Origin of the sequence: Paenibacillus sp. EKM10P, assembly GCF_011800655.1 — a bacterium.
GTDB lineage: Bacteria > Bacillota > Bacilli > Paenibacillales > Paenibacillaceae > Paenibacillus > Paenibacillus polymyxa.
In genome coordinates this window covers 424,029-442,996 of record NZ_JAALET010000004.1, presented here as the reverse complement: position 1 = coordinate 442,996, position 18,968 = coordinate 424,029, and the positions used below count along the sequence as shown (strand labels likewise).

24 protein-coding genes and 1 tRNA gene are annotated in these 18,968 nt (G+C 42.8%); 8 read left to right on the top strand and 17 right to left on the bottom strand.

What is annotated here, in order from left to right:
• Positions 1-7: 7 nt before the first annotated feature.
• The gene (locus tag HFE01_RS14515; protein WP_107733328.1) at positions 8-448 is read right to left on the bottom strand and encodes a ribonuclease domain-containing protein; all 441 of its coding nucleotides are present in this window, start codon (positions 446-448) and stop codon (positions 8-10) included.
• A 52-nt stretch (positions 449-500) separates the two neighbouring features.
• Positions 501-938 (bottom strand): GNAT family N-acetyltransferase, encoded by a 438-nt coding sequence (locus tag HFE01_RS14510; RefSeq protein WP_107733327.1) that lies wholly within the window; start codon positions 936-938, stop codon positions 501-503.
• Between the two features lie 84 nt (positions 939-1,022).
• Here HFE01_RS14510 and HFE01_RS14505 point away from each other — a divergent pair, with 84 nt between their 5' ends.
• Complete coding sequence (locus HFE01_RS14505) at positions 1,023-1,841, top strand: MerR family transcriptional regulator (protein WP_107733326.1); 819 nt, start codon at positions 1,023-1,025, stop codon at positions 1,839-1,841.
• Positions 1,842-2,235: 394 nt separating this feature from the next.
• Here the strand turns inward: HFE01_RS14505 and HFE01_RS14500 are convergent.
• Positions 2,236-2,321 (bottom strand) — tRNA-Leu (locus tag HFE01_RS14500).
• A gap of 247 nt (positions 2,322-2,568) precedes the next feature.
• Here HFE01_RS14500 and HFE01_RS14495 point away from each other — a divergent pair.
• Positions 2,569-2,727 (top strand): hypothetical protein, encoded by a 159-nt coding sequence (locus tag HFE01_RS14495; protein ID WP_013311032.1) that lies wholly within the window; start codon positions 2,569-2,571, stop codon positions 2,725-2,727.
• Positions 2,728-2,852: 125 nt separating this feature from the next.
• Entirely contained in the window at positions 2,853-3,044 is a 192-nt protein-coding gene (locus HFE01_RS14490) for a hypothetical protein (protein ID WP_019687999.1), read from the top strand.
• Between the two features lie 35 nt (positions 3,045-3,079).
• Here the strand turns inward: HFE01_RS14490 and HFE01_RS14485 are convergent, their stop codons facing one another.
• From HFE01_RS14485 to HFE01_RS14475, 3 genes are all read right to left on the bottom strand, one after another.
• Positions 3,080-3,232, bottom strand: a complete 153-nt coding sequence (locus HFE01_RS14485; protein ID WP_019688000.1) for a hypothetical protein — start codon at positions 3,230-3,232, stop codon at positions 3,080-3,082.
• Between the two features lie 95 nt (positions 3,233-3,327).
• Entirely contained in the window at positions 3,328-3,654 is a 327-nt protein-coding gene (locus HFE01_RS14480) for a YnfA family protein (RefSeq protein ID WP_013371956.1), read from the bottom strand.
• Between the two features lie 43 nt (positions 3,655-3,697).
• The gene (locus HFE01_RS14475) at positions 3,698-3,880 is read right to left on the bottom strand and encodes a hypothetical protein (protein ID WP_016821496.1); all 183 of its coding nucleotides are present in this window, start codon (positions 3,878-3,880) and stop codon (positions 3,698-3,700) included.
• Between the two features lie 663 nt (positions 3,881-4,543).
• On the opposite strand from HFE01_RS14475, the gene HFE01_RS14465 reads away from it, so the two are divergent.
• A complete protein-coding gene (locus tag HFE01_RS14465) occupies positions 4,544-5,575 on the top strand; it encodes a glycosyl hydrolase (protein WP_102998788.1) in 1,032 nt (343 codons plus the stop codon).
• A gap of 71 nt (positions 5,576-5,646) precedes the next feature.
• Here the strand turns inward: HFE01_RS14465 and HFE01_RS14460 are convergent, their stop codons facing one another.
• The 6 genes from HFE01_RS14460 to HFE01_RS14435 all read right to left on the bottom strand — a co-directional run bounded on the left by HFE01_RS14460 (position 5,647) and on the right by HFE01_RS14435 (position 10,244).
• Positions 5,647-5,862, bottom strand: a complete 216-nt coding sequence (locus HFE01_RS14460; RefSeq protein WP_013371960.1) for a hypothetical protein — start codon at positions 5,860-5,862, stop codon at positions 5,647-5,649.
• Between the two features lie 189 nt (positions 5,863-6,051).
• On the bottom strand, positions 6,052-7,152 hold the full coding sequence (locus HFE01_RS14455; protein WP_016821499.1) for a glycerol dehydrogenase: 1,101 nt from the start codon (positions 7,150-7,152) through the stop codon (positions 6,052-6,054).
• Positions 7,153-7,285: 133 nt separating this feature from the next.
• On the bottom strand, positions 7,286-7,819 hold the full coding sequence (locus tag HFE01_RS14450) for a GNAT family N-acetyltransferase (RefSeq protein WP_016821500.1): 534 nt from the start codon (positions 7,817-7,819) through the stop codon (positions 7,286-7,288).
• Between the two features lie 216 nt (positions 7,820-8,035).
• Entirely contained in the window at positions 8,036-9,022 is a 987-nt protein-coding gene (locus HFE01_RS14445; RefSeq protein ID WP_016821501.1) for a ketoacyl-ACP synthase III, read from the bottom strand.
• A 31-nt stretch (positions 9,023-9,053) separates the two neighbouring features.
• On the bottom strand, positions 9,054-9,404 hold the full coding sequence (locus HFE01_RS14440; RefSeq protein WP_016821502.1) for a hypothetical protein: 351 nt from the start codon (positions 9,402-9,404) through the stop codon (positions 9,054-9,056).
• 186 nt (positions 9,405-9,590) lie between these two features.
• Positions 9,591-10,244 carry a cell wall hydrolase gene (locus tag HFE01_RS14435; RefSeq protein WP_016821503.1) on the bottom strand — a complete coding sequence of 218 codons (654 nt, stop codon included), beginning with the start codon at positions 10,242-10,244 and terminating at the stop codon, positions 9,591-9,593.
• Positions 10,245-10,700: 456 nt separating this feature from the next.
• Here HFE01_RS14435 and HFE01_RS14430 point away from each other — a divergent pair, with 456 nt between their 5' ends.
• Both HFE01_RS14430 and HFE01_RS14425 read left to right on the top strand, forming a co-directional pair.
• On the top strand, positions 10,701-11,372 hold the full coding sequence (locus tag HFE01_RS14430) for a cupin domain-containing protein (RefSeq protein WP_031461763.1): 672 nt from the start codon (positions 10,701-10,703) through the stop codon (positions 11,370-11,372).
• A gap of 109 nt (positions 11,373-11,481) precedes the next feature.
• Positions 11,482-11,709 carry an LSm family protein gene (locus tag HFE01_RS14425; RefSeq protein ID WP_016821505.1) on the top strand — a complete coding sequence of 76 codons (228 nt, stop codon included), beginning with the start codon at positions 11,482-11,484 and terminating at the stop codon, positions 11,707-11,709.
• A gap of 187 nt (positions 11,710-11,896) precedes the next feature.
• Here the strand turns inward: HFE01_RS14425 and HFE01_RS27620 are convergent, their stop codons facing one another.
• Positions 11,897-12,025: a hypothetical protein gene (locus tag HFE01_RS27620; protein WP_016821506.1), complete on the bottom strand. Its 129-nt coding sequence runs from the start codon at positions 12,023-12,025 to the stop codon at positions 11,897-11,899.
• A 169-nt stretch (positions 12,026-12,194) separates the two neighbouring features.
• Between HFE01_RS27620 and HFE01_RS14420 the strand changes: the two genes are divergently transcribed.
• Entirely contained in the window at positions 12,195-12,461 is a 267-nt protein-coding gene (locus HFE01_RS14420; RefSeq protein WP_016821507.1) for a DUF2642 domain-containing protein, read from the top strand.
• 69 nt (positions 12,462-12,530) lie between these two features.
• On the opposite strand, the gene HFE01_RS14415 is transcribed toward HFE01_RS14420, so the two are convergent.
• Positions 12,531-14,075, bottom strand: a complete 1,545-nt coding sequence (locus HFE01_RS14415; RefSeq protein ID WP_107733320.1) for a GH25 family lysozyme — start codon at positions 14,073-14,075, stop codon at positions 12,531-12,533.
• 236 nt (positions 14,076-14,311) lie between these two features.
• A complete protein-coding gene (locus tag HFE01_RS14410; protein WP_016821509.1) occupies positions 14,312-15,337 on the bottom strand; it encodes a YeiH family protein in 1,026 nt (341 codons plus the stop codon).
• A 118-nt stretch (positions 15,338-15,455) separates the two neighbouring features.
• On the opposite strand from HFE01_RS14410, the gene HFE01_RS14405 reads away from it, so the two are divergent.
• Positions 15,456-16,343: a LysR family transcriptional regulator gene (locus HFE01_RS14405; RefSeq protein WP_025365328.1), complete on the top strand. Its 888-nt coding sequence runs from the start codon at positions 15,456-15,458 to the stop codon at positions 16,341-16,343.
• 58 nt (positions 16,344-16,401) lie between these two features.
• On the opposite strand, the gene HFE01_RS14400 is transcribed toward HFE01_RS14405, so the two are convergent.
• Both HFE01_RS14400 and HFE01_RS14395 read right to left on the bottom strand, forming a co-directional pair.
• Positions 16,402-17,979 (bottom strand): glycoside hydrolase family 43 protein, encoded by a 1,578-nt coding sequence (locus HFE01_RS14400; RefSeq protein WP_107733319.1) that lies wholly within the window; start codon positions 17,977-17,979, stop codon positions 16,402-16,404.
• Positions 17,973-18,953: a pectinesterase family protein gene (locus tag HFE01_RS14395; RefSeq protein ID WP_016821512.1), complete on the bottom strand. Its 981-nt coding sequence runs from the start codon at positions 18,951-18,953 to the stop codon at positions 17,973-17,975. The genes HFE01_RS14400 and HFE01_RS14395 overlap by 7 nt, the downstream gene beginning before the upstream one ends.
• Between the last annotated feature and the right edge of the window lie 15 nt (positions 18,954-18,968).

Below are 18,968 nucleotides of genomic sequence, written 5' to 3'. Positions count from 1 at the left end.
GCCTCCTTCATTCTTTTAGTTGCTCAAACGTACGGTAATGATCAGTTGTTTTATAGATTAAGCCATCATTGGAGTAGAGAATTCGATCGCTCCCCCTAGTTCCGCCTGAGTAATTAATGTCTGCTTCGTACCAAATTCTCCCTTTTTTCTCGGGCAACAAGCCTTCTCGATTTCGAAATACATCACCGCCTATGCTTTTGCCTGGGGCTACTTTTTCCAAATTTACTTCACTAGGCTCCCAGCCTAATTTTCTGGCCTCTTTCTTGGTTATATAATTCCCGGGAAGATCATTATGCTCCGAAATATATTTAGCGACTTCATCAAATTGCGTTAAAACAGAACTGCTGTGTGTCGAGTCCTTTAATGAGACCGTTTGGAGCGAACAGCCTGTAAACAGGATGGTCACTAAAATAAAAAGCAAGACACCTAAATATTTTTTAACATTCATTACATTTAATCTCCTTTTGACAGTTGCATCCTATGTTCAAAACTTATCAATCTCATTGATTTCTTTTATTCATTATTTTTTCTTTTGGTGTATAAAAGTCACCTGTGAAAGTAAATCCAAATTGTTTATATAATTGAATTGCATGGATATTATTTTCATAAACACTTAAATAAATATGGTGGCCAGGGTACTTATTTTCTAAAAATGAAATAAGCTTTTCCATAAAATATTTGCCCAAGCCCATTCCCTGAAATCGCTCATCTATTAGAAACCGATCGAACCAGACTTCGTCTTCAAATTTACCGTACATAGCAAAACCCACTGGTATACCATTTTTATACAGACCTACTGGTACAAAACGAGTATCCTCCCTAGCCTCTTGTAAACACTGTGAGATGGATTCTACAAACTGTCGCTGATCCTTAGCTATGCTTAAGGAAAGTACTTCTTTTTCATTCGAGCTCGTTACAACCCGAATTTCGCTAAACATAATAACAAAACCTTTCCATTTAGTTTGTCTACAAAACGATCATATGGTATATAGTAACTATATAGTCAAGGGAGGCACTCAAAAATGAATGAAAAATACTTTACTCCGAGGGAATTTTCCGATCTATGTAAAGTTAATAAGCAGACATTACTCTATTACGATCAAATTGGCCTTTTTTCTCCGATTTACAAAAACGATAAAGGATATCGTTTTTATTCTATTCGTCAATTAGAATGGTTCAACGTTATTGAATTGTTAAAAGATCTTGGAATGTCACTCAAAGAAATCCAGCAGTATATGAAACACAAATCACCTGCCAGCTTTTTATCTTTAATGCACCAACAGAAAGAGAACATTGTTAAAAAAAGAAAAGAAATTGAAATGACGGAAAGGATCATTGACGCAAAAATAGAACTCATGGAAGAGGCATTGCGGTTAGATTTTCATCAGATTTCTCTTGAAGAACACGCAGAAGCAACACTTTATCTTAGTAAAAATATAAAAAATATTTCGGAAGAAGATTTTGTGAGAGTGGTTTCAGAATTTGTTGACGAATTATATGTATCATTTCTTGATACAGGATATCCTATTGGGGGTATTACAAAAAAAGAGCAAGTATTGAAGGGTGAACATACGAACTACAGTTATCTGTACATAAAGCAACCTAATCCTCGGGAGGACTATCCTTATTTGAAAACTAAGAAAGGATATTTTCTAACGGGCTACCATATTGGTGAAGAAAAGAGCATCCATGAAACCTATGATCGACTTTTTTCGGAAATAGATCGACTAAACTTATCTTTAGGAGATTATGTTTTTGAAGAATATATTTATGATGCCGTGGTAAAATACCGGGAAAAAGATTATATTACCAAAATTATGATGGAAGTCATATTAGAATAAGGGTAGGCTCCTACTTTACCTCAATCTCTCCTTCATCAGGCTACGAAAAACAATCCCCTAGCGGATATTAGTAACGAGGATAAGAAAGGCATAAAGAGAACAGAAAAACTATTTTGAGGAAGAAGCAACCAAAGTTATTGATGCGTTAATCAAGAGCGACTCAGTCTGGAGACTTTACCTTTCCATAAAAAATGAAGCCTATGAGGTATGCAGATATGCATATAGAGGAAGTATCCACTCATGTCAAAGCTATGCGTAAATCCAAAAATTCGTCCCCAATCCGTCCCCAAAAGTGAAAATGGCACTCGCCCCTTATGATATGGGTTTTAGATCTCAACCCCTAAAAAAAGCAAAAAGCCCCTGATTATCAAGGGCTTCATGCAATAAACTAGGATGCCGAGGACCGGGATCGAACCGGTACGGTAGTCACCTACCGCAGGATTTTAAGTCCTGTGCGTCTGCCAATTCCGCCACCCCGGCAAGCATTTAGGAACGCTATTTTACACTTACTTGTTCTTGTCTTACAAGTATCTGAGAAGCTTACTTACTAAGAAGTGTTCTCGTTATGTAAATGTCGTTCATCTGGGCACCAACTTATAATACGATAATTTCATCAAAATGTAAAGGGGTTTTTAAAAAAATAAAAAATTTCTCTTTTTGTATAACTTGTGCACATTTGAACTACACTAATAAACGTCTTTCCAAACCACCAGAAGGGGTGTTACGAATGCGTGAAGGTATGATTCCAGCTGTTCTTGGGACGGTAGTATCGGCTTCAGGCGCTGTGTTGCTGAGCAGTAAGTACAAACTTGCAGCTACAGGCATTCTCGGTTTCGGACTGGCTCATGTTGTTCTGGGAGCGATTGATTTGATTGAGCATCGCTAGTTGTTTGGAAAGTACCGGGCGGGATTTATCCTTCCCGGTTTATTTTATAAGCGTTTAATATGGAGCATAAGCGTTTATGTAAAGTGTAGAACTGACCATGCCTAAGAAGGAGCGTGTAATGTGCTATGAAAAAACATAATTCCGAAAAAAAGAGTCTTACTGACGATCAAATCGAATATAAACAATCTCTGGATAAGCGTGAACCAGGATTTGATCGGATTCCTGACCCTGGTGCCGATTCACCTGCAGCTACCGATATGATTGATGAAGCCGTAGGCCGTGGAATAGACAAACTACGTAATGATTTTACAAAATAAAGCATGAATGATAAGTCACAGGTTTTTGTTAAGCATCACTTGAAGATAAGCATGATCCAACCAATAATTGAGATCCACAGCACAATGCTGATGAAGAGTCCACACAAGAGACCAAAAGAGAAATTACCTTCACTCTTCGGCATAGCACTGCCAAATTTCAATCTAAGCTTCATTTGATTCCAGTTCATAGAACCCCCTCCTTAAGTTCTATTTCGGAATATGAAGCTTATTTTTGTAGACCTATAGTCATGTTTTTAAAAATAAAAAAGGGGTTTTTGTCCTATCACCCTGAGCGCGGCAACAGAATTACAGCTATACCTACCAAACAAATCAATCCACCAATGAAATCGTACAAGTCAGGTGTCTTTTTATCAATCCACCAGCCCCATGCAATGGAAAGAACAATAAAGACACCTCCGTATGCTGCATATACACGCCCAAAGGAGGAGAAAACCTGGAAGGTGGCAATGACTCCATAGACAGCTAAAATCACTCCGCCGCAAAGTCCGACATACCATGTCTTGCCTTCTCGCAGCCACTGCCAGATCAAATATCCACCTCCGATTTCGGCGATGCCAGCCAAAATAAAAAGTAAAGCTGCCTTTAACACTCCATTTCACATCCCTAATCTTTTTGACTTTTCAGTCATCTCATTAAAGTAATCGGCCTATAATAATAATCAATGCAATTACGCCAACCAGAATAAGCAGATTACTGACCTGTCGCCAAAGGCTTGAAGCTCCCTCGGAGTGAAGCTTCCGCTGATTGGCATCAAAGTTTGCTTTGGTTCCCTCAGCATCTGCTGGACTAGAAAATGGTCTGTTTTCTTCATTCATATGAAAACCTCCTTTGCAATCCACTTTAATCATACCAAACTTTTCCGTCGATTTCGCGTTGCATTTATGCTTATACTTTACCGCCATTTCCAAACGGAGCTTCATATGTACGTAGTGTACAAACCATATGTCGATATTTCACTGAATATAAAGTATGATGGCGAATCAAGGTAGAGTGGGTATTTAGACGCCTTTCATTGCAGGACGGTAGTTATGGTATAATTTAGTCAACTTGTTCAAGATCATAACCAGAGCACAACAGTTACTCACCCTGTCCTAAAACTTGCATCTAAGAATCCACATCTGCGGTTACAACCTGCATATTCTGTTTGTAGACCTAGGAGGAGGATACGGATGTCCCCTATTTTTATAGCTAGTTTAATGATAATGGGTATATTTTTATTTCAGGCAGCCATCATTTTGGGCATCATACATTGGGTTTCTAAACGTACCAAGCGTCCAGCACAAACCAAAATGTACCTTATAGTGGGTTTGCTTGTTTTTATATCAGGCTTCCTTGTGTGGGACAATTGGATACAATCGCAGGAACTCAATGGGTGGACTATGATTAGTCTGATAATGATCATGATTAGCGCCTACATACAACTTAGAAAACACAAAGAAAAACACTAATCCCATTACCAGCATCAAAGGAGGAGCGCCATGAAATCTCACTCAACACGCTTTTGGTTACAGAGGGTGCTACTGCTAATGCTTGTTTTACTCTTTAGCGGCTCTCAACAATCGTTCATTGTTGCCGATGCCGCCCCGCCAATTAATGCTCATGCCTCTGCCAAAGCCAGGCAATTACTTGCCTATTTAACTAATGTACCGGATGGTATGCTAATTTCTGGACAGCATGATTATTTAGAGGCACCGGATGAACAAAATAACAAGCTGCAACAAATCAGCGGACAATACGCAGGACTTCACGGCTATGAGTTTGGTGGGTTGGCTAATCAGTCCCGTACTGCTTTACGAGAGCAACGTCAGCGCGTTGTGAATAGTGCTATTGAATGGAGCCAGGACGGCGGAATCGTAGCTATCACCTTTCATCAGGCGTTACCGGGCAAGCCAAAAACGTGGAAAAACGTACAAGCAAAAATTACTCAAGCTGAATTTAATCGTTACATCACGCCGGGTACCCCGCAATATAAGCAGCTCATCGCTGATTTGGACGAGGCGGCTCTGTCCCTTAAGACCTTACGGGATGCGGATGTACCAGTTTTATGGAGACCCTATCATGAAATGAACGGCAACTGGTTTTGGTGGGGGAACAAACAAAATTACGCTAAGCTGTGGGATCTAATGTATGATCGGTTCGTACATGTCCATCATTTAGATAACCTATTGTGGGTCTGGAGTCCCAATGCCCCGAACGCATACAGCACGCCCTATAATCTGTCCTTTCCAGGCATTAACCGGGTAGATGTGCTTGCAGCCGATATCTATAATAATGATTACAAATCCTCCTACTACACTGAATTGCTAAAGCTTGCACAAGGCAAGCCTATGGGAATCGGAGAAAGCGATATTCTGCCAAGTGCGAAGGTGCTACAGAATCAGCCAGCCTGGGCTTATGCTATGACATGGGGAAAGGAACTGTCGGCAACTAATTCGCAGGCAACCATTAGACATTTTATGAACCAAAATAATATTATCACACGAGATCTTCTCCATGAGTCCCTCCGCTGAAAGAAAAAAGCTTGTACTTTGCTCCTAGAGCGAAATACAAGCTTTTTTCATACCCAGTCAAAAGAAACTCTCTAACTATTTCTGATTACCTCTTCAAGATCAAGATCGGCATACGCCTCTTCACCAAGATGTACGGATACAATGGTGTAGATCCGCTTGGTTAATCTAGACATCAGCCGATCACCTGGTGCTACGGAATATTCTTCCCGAAAATCCCCAATCTTGTGAAAACCGCTGGACATGTGGATGTACAAGTTGCCCCTACGTGTTTTACCATGTACCAACATCAAATCTCCTCCTGCTGTGTGACCAACCTAATTTCCCTGTTATATCTATATCGGTCAGAACAAGATAGGATATAAGTCCCTGGTCCCTTCTTTCGTTTCACTCGTTAGTGCACATAAACGAAACGGGCCTGTCAGTGTTATGACAGACCCGTCTTTGTAAAGTTCACTTTTCTAATTAGAAAGAAACTATTATTGATAGGATTCTGCAATCGCATTGGCTGCGATGATTGCATTATACACATCATCAGGACTAACCGGGAACGGCATGTTGATCATCGTATCATTTGCCGCACAAGCAGCTTCAGCCACCTGGCGCCATTCAGCCTCAACAAATTCCTCTACACCCAGGTCACGAAGAGTTAATGGAAGCCCTACATCCTTAACCAGCTTAATCACAGTCTCCAGCTCTTCTTTTGGCGCGTTTTCCAGCACCAGCTGAGTTAACAAGCCAAAAGTAACTTTCTCACCATGCTGTGCTTTGTGGAGCGAAGGAACAGCCGTCATACCATTATGAATAGCATGTGCCGCTGCCAATCCACCTGATTCTGCTCCCACACCACTCAGATAAATAGTCGCTTCAATCGTATCCTCAACCGCACGAGTATACACTTTACGATCCACTGCGCGTTTGGCCTTCACAGCATTTTCCAGCAATGTATCATAACAAAGGCGAGCAAGTCCCAGACCTGTAGTGGAAGGCTTGTTCAGCACCAGATTGTCCCCGTTGGCCTGATAGCAGGCACGAGCTTCAAAATAAGTTGCCAGTGCATCACCAATTCCTGCTGCAAAGAAACGTGCAGGCGCCGCTGCCAAAATACCTGTATCCGCAAGTACTACATCTGGATTCGTAGGCAGGAACAAATATTCATCAAAAGAGCCATCCTTCTTGTAAATAACCGCAAGCGCGGTACAAGGAGCATCTGTAGAAGCAATCGTTGGAAAAATAACAACAGGCAGCTTTTCATAATATGCTGTTGCCTTGGCGGTATCCAGCGTTTTTCCCCCGCCAATCCCTATAATGATGTTCGAACCATGTTTACGTACTAATTCACGGTTACGATCAATCTCTTCTTTTGTACATTCATATTGGAATTTCTCGAAGACCACTTGGTTACCAGCTGCTTCAATCGAAGCACCTGCCTCCTTTTGGGCTCTTTCAAGTATAAACTCATCGCAAATAACATAGGCTTTATCGCCATAATCCTTGATGTAGTCATTTAACGACGAGAGCAGATTTTGTCCAGAAATAAATTTCTTGGGTGAAGTGACGGACCTTACAACATTTGTCATGTAAATTCCTCCTCAGCTTTGACTCATACTCAAATTAATAATGATTTGGGCATGTGACCCCTTAACTATAAACCTCTTTCCACATTATTAAAAGGCTTATTATGGAATATTTTATGAACAAATTGTGTATCTATTATTCTTGAAGAGTCGAAATCCATTCAGAGTACAGGATGCCCATCATAATACGATCATAGCTGTTGCCATCACGGAGAACAGCGGAACGAACTCTACCCTCCAGCTGGAACCCTGCCTTTTCATAGGTACGGATCGCTTGTGTATTGTACTCAATCACATCCAAGCCGACCCGATTAAGATTCAGCTCATAAAACGCATAACGAAGAATGAGACGTATAGCTTCCGCTCCAAACCCCTTGCCACGGTAGTCTGTATTACCTATACCTACTGCCAGCTGCCCGCAGCGATTATTCCACTCAATCCCATGAATAGCAACAAATCCGATCAAGACATCGTCTGCCAATGTTCTTAACCGAAAATAGATCTCGTTAGAGCTAGGAGATCCTTCCGATTCCATCTGTTTCAACGTGTAGGGGAGTGCCAAATCCGTATCTACATTTCGCAAATACTTCGCATCCTCGCCCCATTTGAACATCAGTTCAGCATCTTCTTCCCTAACTGCCGCCAGTTTTATTCGTTCCCCGTAAAACAAATTTTCGATTTTAATAACCCTTCAGCTCCTATTATGAATTGTGTACGATGTTTTCCGTCATCATTGTCATGTTATCCAATGTCCGCAATATGAGCTCTCCCTTATGAATTCAATGTTTAAATTTTACAAAATAATCACCCCTAACACAACCAAATCATTACAATTATCATGGTGGGAAATACAAAAAGACCTTGCAGCTGCAAGGTCTTCGTATTCCTAATATTTGAACAACATAGCAACCAGTTGATATCCAGCTCCGATCGTCCAGAATAGCACATGATCGCCACGCCGGATACGACCTGATCCAATACCTTCATATAGAGCAATGAACGGGCTGCTGGTACCTGTATAACCATAACGATCACCCACATAAATCATCTGATCATCCTCTAGCTCCAAATGATCCTGGATCTTCAACACATTGGCCAATGAAAACTGCGACAGACAATAAGCCCGCACATCCTGAGGCGTCAGCCCATTCTTTTTTATAATGCGTTCAAGCAGCTCAAATGTTGGAGGCAGGGCCATATTGGCGTCGAACGGAAGCCATTGAATATATTTTCCGGGCGCGTTCCTTTGAAGTGTCGCCGCTAACCCCTGAGCTGGGTACAAAATTTTATCTATATTGACGGGGTCCGTAAAATACAGGGAATCTATGAATCCAGTTTCCTCTTCAGTACGCTCCAAAATAACTGCGCACGCAGCATCCCCATAGTTCGCATAAGTAATCTCATCCGCAGGATCGGAAATGAGCGAATTATAATCTGAGCCGATAATAAGCGCTGTCCGTACATCGGGATTAGATAACATCGACCGACTGGCTTGATCGACAGCTACTGTCATCCCTGCACAATTCGCATTGGAATCCATCACTGCCACATCATGTCTGGCCCCAATCGCCTGGTGAACAAACAAGGCATTCATCGGAAACAGCGACTCAGGAACTTGAGTGGAGAACACGATCATATCCACATCACGACCTGTCATACCAGCTTGCTCCAATGCTTTTTGCGCAGCTGCTATCCCCATAGTTAGACCGTTTTCGTTGGGGTCATCAATGATATAGCGGTGTTTTCTTCCCATATGCTCCATGAAGCGCCGGATATCTTTTCCCCGCTCGTCAAAATGGCGAATATAATATTCGTTATTCAACGAGTGGGACGGATGATACGCTCCCAGTGCTTTTATTCTGATATGGCTCATCAGGTTTCCCCCTTACTCATACGTCAGCGCATTATTGTACTACAATATCTACGTTGTTTAATCCTGCTTCACGTGCTACGCGACCAAGCTGCATTTTAATAATCGTTTGCTGGAGGCTGATAACAAAAATTATTTTGGCAAATCCAGTTTCTTTATAACGTGCAAAAGAACCCTTCAGTTTCTCTACTTCACCTGGTCCCAAAAGTGCCATTTGGGTGCAGTCTACCTTGAGTGTAAAGCTCGATGCCTGAATAGATGAAGTTTTGGCGATATAATCCTTTACAAAGCTGTCGTACTCCTCTTGGCTAAAAACTCCATTCACTGCCATATGTACCGTTTTAATGACTTGATCCACTTCGATGGTATAAGGATGTTGACTCATTTTAGAAAGACTCCTTTGATTTCATTTTTTGTCTATTAAGAGTATCGGAATAATAGGTAGAATTTTTAATATAAAACGAGATACATCACCCCTAATATATTACAAAATTGTGAATACACAAAAAGCCGTCACCACTTCTAGAAGAAGCTACTGACGGCTGAAAAAATTACAAATGCTCATATGGAATTAATTCGTAAATGTATGACGACCAAGTGAGATGACAGCCGGACGGCTTTTACTCCATTTGGCTGTGGCAATCGCTGGGTTGTAATAAAACAAGGACCCATTGGTCGGATCAGCCCCATTAAGTGCCTGTCTGGCTGCTCGGTACGCAGTCTTGTTGGGCTTCAGGCGGTATTGACCATCCTGTACAGCGGTGAATTGACCCGGCTGTAAAATAACGTCGGGAATCGAGCTTGGAAACTCGCCGGACTGCACACGGTTTAATACGACAGCGCCAACAGCTACTTGTCCTTCAAACGATTCCCCACGCGCCTCGGAATAAATGATCCGTGCCAGTTGATCCAACGCGGTTACGCGGACCTTTCCGAACGAATCCAGCTTGGCCTGTGTTGCCGCTCCCGCTATACCATCAGGCGTCAGACCGTTATCCCGCTGAAAACGAGCCACCGCTTTGCTGGTCAAAGAGCCATAGTATCCCGTAAAACCAGCTTTGAAGTAACCGAGTGAATGAAGCTGCTGTTGAAGCTCCAGCACCCGTTCGCTTTGAATCCCTTTCTTTAAAGCTGACGATTGTGCCTGTGCTTGTCCTGGTGCGACTGATAATACTGTACCTAACATGCATGCGCAGGACAGGATTAAAATAGATAATTTTTTCATATTCCAGACAACCTCCTCTTTCATGTTCTGTCCGGTGCAACCATTCCGGCCTGTACAACTCAGGGACGTTTATCCGATGATGCTTCTTTTGCCATAACTTATGACTAGCTGCGGAAATGACGCGTGGCTATATATGGAATCGGATATTGATGCATTCACACGTCCGTTGCAGTATACCACAAGCCGCATTTACGTATCATCCGGCTCTGGTCCTAAGAATAACTAAGCTAATAAAACACCATTCCTAAGGGGCTGACGTGTATGAGAGGGCAATAGACCACATTTCGACTACACTTGAATACGTGACTTTTTTCGCTATTTTTCGATTCAATCTACCCAGGACCTGAATCTGACATTTGCTTTTTCAAACCACATTTTGTGCACATAAATATAGGCGAATGCATAGGGTAGCGTACGATCATTCATTTCGAGTAACAGAAAGGCAGGAAAGGACACGTGAATTCATATATGGATTACACCTCTCCCACTGTACAGTTCACCTATGATTTAAGCGACAATATTTTGTTTCAGAAAGATGCTCAGAACTCAATCAACGAGCTGTCGATCCAGCAGCTGAATACATTAGCAAATGTATCGCTACTGGATATCCGTCTCAGCACTGCTAATGTTGTAGAGCCTCACTACCATCAAAATGCCACAGAACTAATATACTGTATTTCTGGAGCAGTGACCGTGTCACTGATTAATCCCTTTACTCGCGAGTTACGACATTTTCCGATTACACCTGGACAGGTGGCTAACGTCCCTCAGGGATGGTGGCATTATCTAGTCGCCACGGTGGACAACACTCACTTGTTGGCGATTTTTAACGCTCCAGTCCCTGAATTCATTTTAGGCTCCGATGTTTTGCGGCTAACGCCGAGTAACATTATGGCTCATACTTACTGCCTGGATGAGAAAAAGGTTCAGGAAGCGCTCGCCCCTATTAAAAAACCTGTCATCATCGGTCCTCCCAATGACTGCAAGCAGCAGCCACCTCGAAAACCAGGGATTCATGTAAGGCTAAACGATACTTCATCACATCGTCAGATCGCCCCCCAAAGAGGTTACACCTATACTCATGGATACCCTGGCTTTTCCTTTAATCCCTATCAAGAGCAAGATTAACCCTAGTCAGACCTGAAGTACGCCGGAATCCCCCTTCCCTGTATGTTCGCCGTTACCATAAGACTTTCCCTCTCATAAAATGCCAATGTGTATAAGAGGGGGTGATTGAATGGACGCTTACTACAACTGTTTGAACTGTATGAATAAAAAGGTGCGTATTCTCACCATTGACGGAAAACAGTACGAAGGAACCATTACGGATGTGGATCGTAAAAATGTGTACTTAAAAACCGAGCGGAACGGACGTGTACAAACGTCTGCCTTTTATCCTTACGGGTATGGTGATCAAATCTTAACTTTGAGCCTATTTACCCTATTAGCGATTGCTTTAATTTAATCCTCATCCATCTCCCGTTTCGGCTTATTGATGCCAAAACACCCCATTTGACAGATCCCCAGCCCTGCACAGTTGTGTTGGGCTTGTGCGCTGTTATTTGGGGTGTTTTATCATACAATCCATTCTCTAAAGCACTTAACCCCCCACCGGTAATATACCAATGAGGGGTTAAGCTACTCAATTGAATTTAGATCCAGAAAGACTTTGTAATGATAACGAGCAGAATGAACAATACCAGAATAGCTCCTGTCGATGTCCAAACGCCTGGGTAGCCCCCTACCGAACCGCCACCGCAACCTCTTTCACATTCACTCATGGATCATTGCCTCCTTTAATTCAAGGTACAACATAGCTTATGTATGGAGCTTTCCTATGGACCGGGCTTTTTGGCAATGTTATGAATATTTTCACGGATGGGCATTAGCCTACACCTTTCCTAGGCAGGAGCATAGGATATCACAACTAATCCTGAAGGAGTGAAGCAATTGAATTCAAATCAAATGTTTAATTATAACGTTAACCAACCTTTTCCTCACCATCCTACCTCCCACCATGTCGTGGTACACCCCGTAGATCCATATGTCGTAGAGACATTAAAATCAATGATCGGCAAGTACGTTGTACTTGAAACAACACGTGGCAGAATTGATGGATGTGTAGTAGATAGTAAGCCTGACCATGTCATCTTGGATGTATACGGAAAAAAATTCTTTGTTCGAATCAGCGAAATCGTATGGATCATGCCCAACTAAACAAATCAGACATTAAAAATCCTCGCAGATCCTATCCGGATTCGCGAGGATTAATCATGACATGACCCTCTAATCAAGCGAGCCTGCCAATGAAGCACGAAGTTCATCTATCGTTCCATTGTACTCATCTAGATCGACTTGGCCGCTAATACCTGGAACACTGCCTGTGCTACTGTATTGCCAAGCCCACCAGCTATTCCAAGCTGGAACTGCGGTCGGCTTTTGCGTAGTGCTGTATCGCGCTACCCACAATTTATACATAGAAAACGTAGGATCAAACTTGGAAGCAAAGACATTTCCCGTGTATACGATCGGCTCACGTCCGGTAAGCTTCTCCATTTCATCCAAAAATGCATGAGCCACTTCACTGATCTGTGCGGAAGTAAGACCTTTAGGATTATTTTCATAATCCATCACAGGGGGCAGATCCAGCCTTCCTCCTGCTGAATCTAGAGCCCTGGCGAAATTAGCTGCTTCCTGGCGAGCTCCATCTACGGTAGTTGCGTTTAAAAAGTGATAAGCGCCAACCAGGATGTTAGCATCTCTGGCCCCCTGAACATTTGCTAAAAATTGATTATCTTGATACTTGGTGCCCTCTGTAGCTTTAATAAAAGCAAATGTCTTGCCTGCTGCCGCCACCTGCTGCCAATCAATATTGCCATTATGGTGCGAGACGTCAATCCCCTGCGCGTGTCCGTCAGAAGAAATCGTAGGCTCAACAGGTATAGTAGATATAACAGTATCGGTAGATGCTGACTCCTCCGAAGCCTGATCCAACGCTATGACAACTTTACCATCATCTGCATTAATAAGATGAAAGGGTGTGCTGTGATCAAGATCAACCACAATACGTGCCGAGGCTGGGTTTGTGCTAAACATGGAGTATCTTACCTTGGAAGCATCTAGATCTTCTGTGACTAGAAAGCTTCCTTGTCCACCATTGTTAATAGATTGCGAAGCTGGAAATTCCTCGCCAAACTTCGAATCAGGTATATCTATAACAATACGATCTGGTTGAGTCAATGTGGTTACTTTGGGGCTTACCTTTCCATCCACCGTTATCATCAATTCGTGATTGTTGAAGCTAATTTGGTGTATAGCTGTACGCTCACTCTCTGTAGCATCACTTGCAGCTTGAGTAGCAGAGTGATCACGGGTGGTCACGCTGTTTCCGCTTGAAGCAGACGGAGTCGTCAAAAATACAGTTTTAAGTTCGTTGTTCCAGGCCACTTCAACTCCTGTCTGTTCAGATACAAAACGAAGTGGAACATAAGTCGTTCCCCCGTTCAGCAAAGGAGCTACAGCCAACCCCATCGGTTGATTATTAACTGAGGCAATGGGATTGTTGACCTGAAGGCTCAGGTTGAGATTTTGTTTATGTATAGTTATGGTCCCTGTCTTGGATTCCCAATTCACACGATAACCCAATTCCTCTACAATAAGACGGAGTGGAACCAGCACATTGCCCTTTACTTCCTGAATCTGCGCGCCCTTGCTGACACTTATATCTTTACCGTCCAGCTGAATATGTGAATTTGAAGACGCAGCGTGACTTTCTCCTGGAAATGCTAATAGAAACAGAAACAAAAAAGCAAATAAACTAATTTTCTTCATATGTACCCTACCAATCTCTAATTTTTCACTATGTAAATTTTACATTCTATGCACCTCTGAAGCCTCCATTTTGATAGACGCGACTCCTATGTAAAAAGTTACGATTCATTCATTATATATTTCAGCCTTGTAATACGAAAGCACTAAAAAGCTCCGCCAGCTATACGCAAGCAGAGCTCTTTCCAGTTTTACTAATCTCATTTGCTACAATCTCATCACAAGCACATACTTCCAATTTATACAGTTACAAACGTTAGCCCTACAAGAATGATCGAAGTAACAGACAGTACAAGTAAGGGCAGCATTGCTTTCTCTCTTAAAGTCTTAAAGCTCACATTCAGCCCCATGCCTACCATAGCCATCGTTAACATAAAGGTAGTAAGCTGAGAAAGTTCGTTCATTAGATTAGGTGGAACTAAAATATATTTTCCAAAAACATAACTTCCCAAAATACTTGCCGCAATAAAGCCAATGAGGAACCAGGGGAACTCCACTTTAGTACCTGTACGAATCTTTCCGGTTCGTTTCATCCAATACATTAAAATAAAGCTAAGCGGTATGAGTAAGAAGACACGCCCCAGTTTGGCTAATAAACCCATGGCAAGAGCATCCTGTCCGGCAGGCGCTGCTGCTAAGGCCACATGTGCAATTTCATGTAAGCTGATGCCCGACCAGATTCCATATTGCATATCCGTCAGAGGAAGCCAAGGTCGAAGCACTGTAAACAAAATAGCAAATACCGTTCCGACCAAGGCAATGAGTCCAACTCCTATGGCTGTATCCTCATCGTCGGACTTTAACAAGGGAGAAACAGCTGCTATTGCTGCTGCACCGCAAACTCCTGTTCCAATCCCTAGAAGTAGAGAAAGCGAAGCATCTGCCTTACATCGTTTGGCCAGCCAAACCGTAAAAAAAATGGCGAACACCACAGTGCCTACATCACGTAAAAGCAACCCCAGCCCCTGATGAATAACAACATCCATATTCAGCTTCAGTCCATATAACACAATAGCTCCGCGCAGTATTTTCTTAGCTGAAAATTCAATTCCTGAGCGTACAGCTTCAGGATATCCCCACAACTGTCGGTATAGTATAGCGAGAAACATCGCACATGCCAATGGACCTACATAATGAAAGCCTGGTACTTCATTCAGGACGTATCCTGCCAGTGCAAAGATCATCGTTAGCACAATGCCGAATAAAAACCGAAACAATCGACCTTTGTTCAATAAAAGTTTACTGTGTTGAATATGACTTTTCATGCTGATTCCCTCCAATTCTACATACATACAGCTTAATATGTATTTTGTCATAAGAAAAATAAATCATTATAATAATGATAATAAGTAAATAGGCATGATTAAATTGGAGGAATAAGCTTTGGATCAATCTTTAGTCGTTTTTGTTAGGGTTGCGGAGAAACAAAATTTTACACGAGCTGCTGAGGCACTACATATGACCCAACCTGCGGTAAGTCAATATATTCAAACACTGGAACGCAGTGTAGGAACCCGGCTCTTGGAGCGAAGTAATAAATATGTGCGCTTAACTAAAGCAGGTGAAATTGTGTATCATCATGCCCAGGAGATTATCCGACTCCATACACGTATGCAGTACTTGGTGGATGAGCTAATGCATACGGCAAAGGGTAACCTGTCTATTGGTGCAAGCTACACGTATGGTGAATATGTATTACCACATGTAATTGCGCAAATGAGAATTCAGTACCCACTCATTCAGCCCTCCATTACCATCGGCAATACATTGGAAATTGAAAAGCTCGTGATCCATAATCAACTGGATGTGGGCATTATCGAAGGAGAATTTCAGCATGACCATTTGCACATTGAATCCTTCGCCGATGATGAAATGGTTATTGTCGTTCCGCAAAATCATCGTTTGGCCGGTAAATCTCAAGTGGATATAAATGAGCTGCATGAGGACATCTGGATTCTGCGGGAAGAAGGCTCTGGAACTCGGGAGGCGGCTGAAAAGATGTTTGCACAGCTTCGATTTTATCCTTCTCATATGATGAATTTTGGCAGTACACAGATCATCAAAGAGTCGGTAGAAGCAGGCTTGGGGATTTCTTTGCTGTCCCAATGGGTAATTCAAAAGGAACTTGCTTTGGGAACATTAGAAGTATTGGATATTCTCAATCTCCCGTTCATTCGGAAATTTTCTTTTCTGACCCCTTCTGCGATATTTGAGACGAAAGCAACCACTGCTTTTTTGGAGATTTTGCGAGATTATAATGTGAAAAGGTAATCTGCGAAAGAAAAAAAGCACCCATTAAGGTGCTTGCAGTATAGTCAGTATTATATTTTTATGAGGAGAGATGGTCCTTACCATGGTATAAGAAGTGGGAGAAATCAGCATGGCTTCCTTGGAATTGTTGCATATCATGAGCTGCAATACCTACAAAATTCCCTGTAAATCCTCCAGACAAAAAGCTGATATCCTGTATTTCAAAAAGTCGCGTCCAGGAAGGTTCATCTCCAACTCCATAATAAAATTGTGCATGGGATGCATGAACCTCTACAGCCAAATGTACAGGAAGATCATTCTGAAGGGCAATCACTTGCGGAATTAGCGTAAATGAATTAGCTTCACAGCGCATCATGCGCAGCACTTTTCCCACTCCCTCTTCATAGCTAACATACGCATACAAATAGTCTTCTTCATTGAGATACAGCAAAAGTCCCGCCATTTGCAAATAGCTGGTTGGCTGATACTCCAGTGCTGTTTCTACCCGGAAATGATGATCCGTTTGCCGAATGGCAAGCACGTGATGCTGGAACAGACTTTGTATGGATTCTCCAGCATGGATTCGAAGATAGCCTGGGCGTTGACTTAATGAACACCAGCTATCGTCCGCCAGGATACGCAATGTGTTCCACGTTTTGTCAAGTGTGGGGCCCTCGAAAAAGTCTTCGAAAATATACTTCTGCTGCTCTTGCTGAACCAAGATTGTCCCTTGAGGCGCAGGCACCTCCAATTGGGGTGTATGGCCCCCGGCGGTTAACCGCAGCCAGCCTTCATCATTCCAATATACTTGCTGTAACGCTGTCTCGCGCCCTAAAATGGCGTATTTCCCCTCCACTGGACGTGTACATAAATGAGCCATATACCATTCTCCGTCCGGTGTTTCCACAAGACTGCCATGTCCTGCGCATTGTAAAGGGAAATTCAGCAGATCACGAGACGTAAGCATCGGGTTATGCGGGTCCACTTCATACGGGCCGGTTATCTGCTTGGAGCGTGCTACGGTAACTGCATGCCCCGTACCCGTTCCACCTTCCGCTGTAACAAGATAATAATAACCGTTCTGCCTGTAGATGTGGGGCGCTTCTGTCTTCTTCAATGGAGTGCAATCAAAAATTTTAATAGGCTCGCCAACAAGCCGCTGTTGACTGCTGTCATACTCCTGCATGACAATACCCGATGACTTATTGCTTTCCAACATGCGGTAATCCCACAACGCGTTCAGCAGCCATTTGCGTCCATCCTCATCATGAAATAAAGATGGATCAAATCCACTACTATTCAGATAAACGGGTTCCGACCACGGTCCGTTGATCGTGGGTGTCGTTATCACAAAATTATGAACGTCCTTGAACGGACGCTTGGTGCTTTTCACATCTGTATAGAGCAGATAAAAAAGGTTATCCGCATAGCTTAATTGCGGTGCCCAAATGCTGCAATTTTTCGGGTTCCCTCTCAAATCAACCTGGTCAGTCAAAATATCCGTGCAGTGCTCCCAATGAGCCAAATCTTTGGACTGATACACCCGTACTCCAGGCAGCCACTCAAATGATGACACTACAATATAGTAAGTATCTTCGACTCGCGTAATACACGGATCGGGATTAAAGCCTTTTAATATAGGGTTTTGGATCAACATGAGACATCACTTCTCCTTACTTTCCAAAATGTGACTCCCTCAAAAACCTGCTCCTTGCTCCATGCTTCTGTCCTCGCTTCAAAGCAATCCGCCCACGGAACACGCTGCTTACGTAATAAAGCTATTTCATCAGATCCGCCATATTCCTGATAGCAGACGGTTTTCTCATTCGCGACATTGTCCCAATTGTCCCAGCCGCGTGGGTCGATATGGTCGCCCATTTTACAATCGACAAATACGGTTTTGGCATATTCCCGCCATGGACGGCCCAAAAAAACAGGAGTAATATCAGGCTCTGCGGTTAAATAGCAATGATCGAATACATAGCCGTACGTTTGTCCTTGCGGTGTAGAGGCGGCTGTAACGTAGCTTGTATGGTTCTTATGATGACGCAAACTACGAATCTCGCAATCTTCAAAGTAAGCGGTAGCCCCGCCAAAAATGAAATCTATCGTACCCTCGATGTAACAATGCTGATAAAGCTGGCGATAGTGTGCATGGTGTTCTTTCAAAGGAATTCCACCAAACTTTAATCGTTCTTTGGGTGCAGGAGGCAGAGGGCCTGTAAATAACGTGTCCTGGTACCCTTTAAAGGTGCAGTTTCTAAAGACGGTTTGATCACAATGAGCGTATACCGCAACGGCCTGCCCAATGTGTTCTCCCTGTCCGGCCGTGTTGGAAATGATGAGATTTTCCAAGATTAGATGGCTGCCGCCTATAAATAAAGTCGGTGTCGCAAAGGTTCCTATTTCCTCACCTGCTTCATTCCGCTCCTTGGCATACCGGTCCATATGAATCTCTACCTGCCCGATGCCTATGATATGTAGATTTGAACGGTAAATCCGCACTTCTTCCTCATAGGTACCCGATAAAATAGTTAGCGTTTCCATTTCGTTGGAAGGCGATTGCTCCAATACATGAATCGCCTCCTGAATGGTGTGGAAATCACAAAAGGATTCTTTTCCGACTAGCATGGTTACCCCAATCCT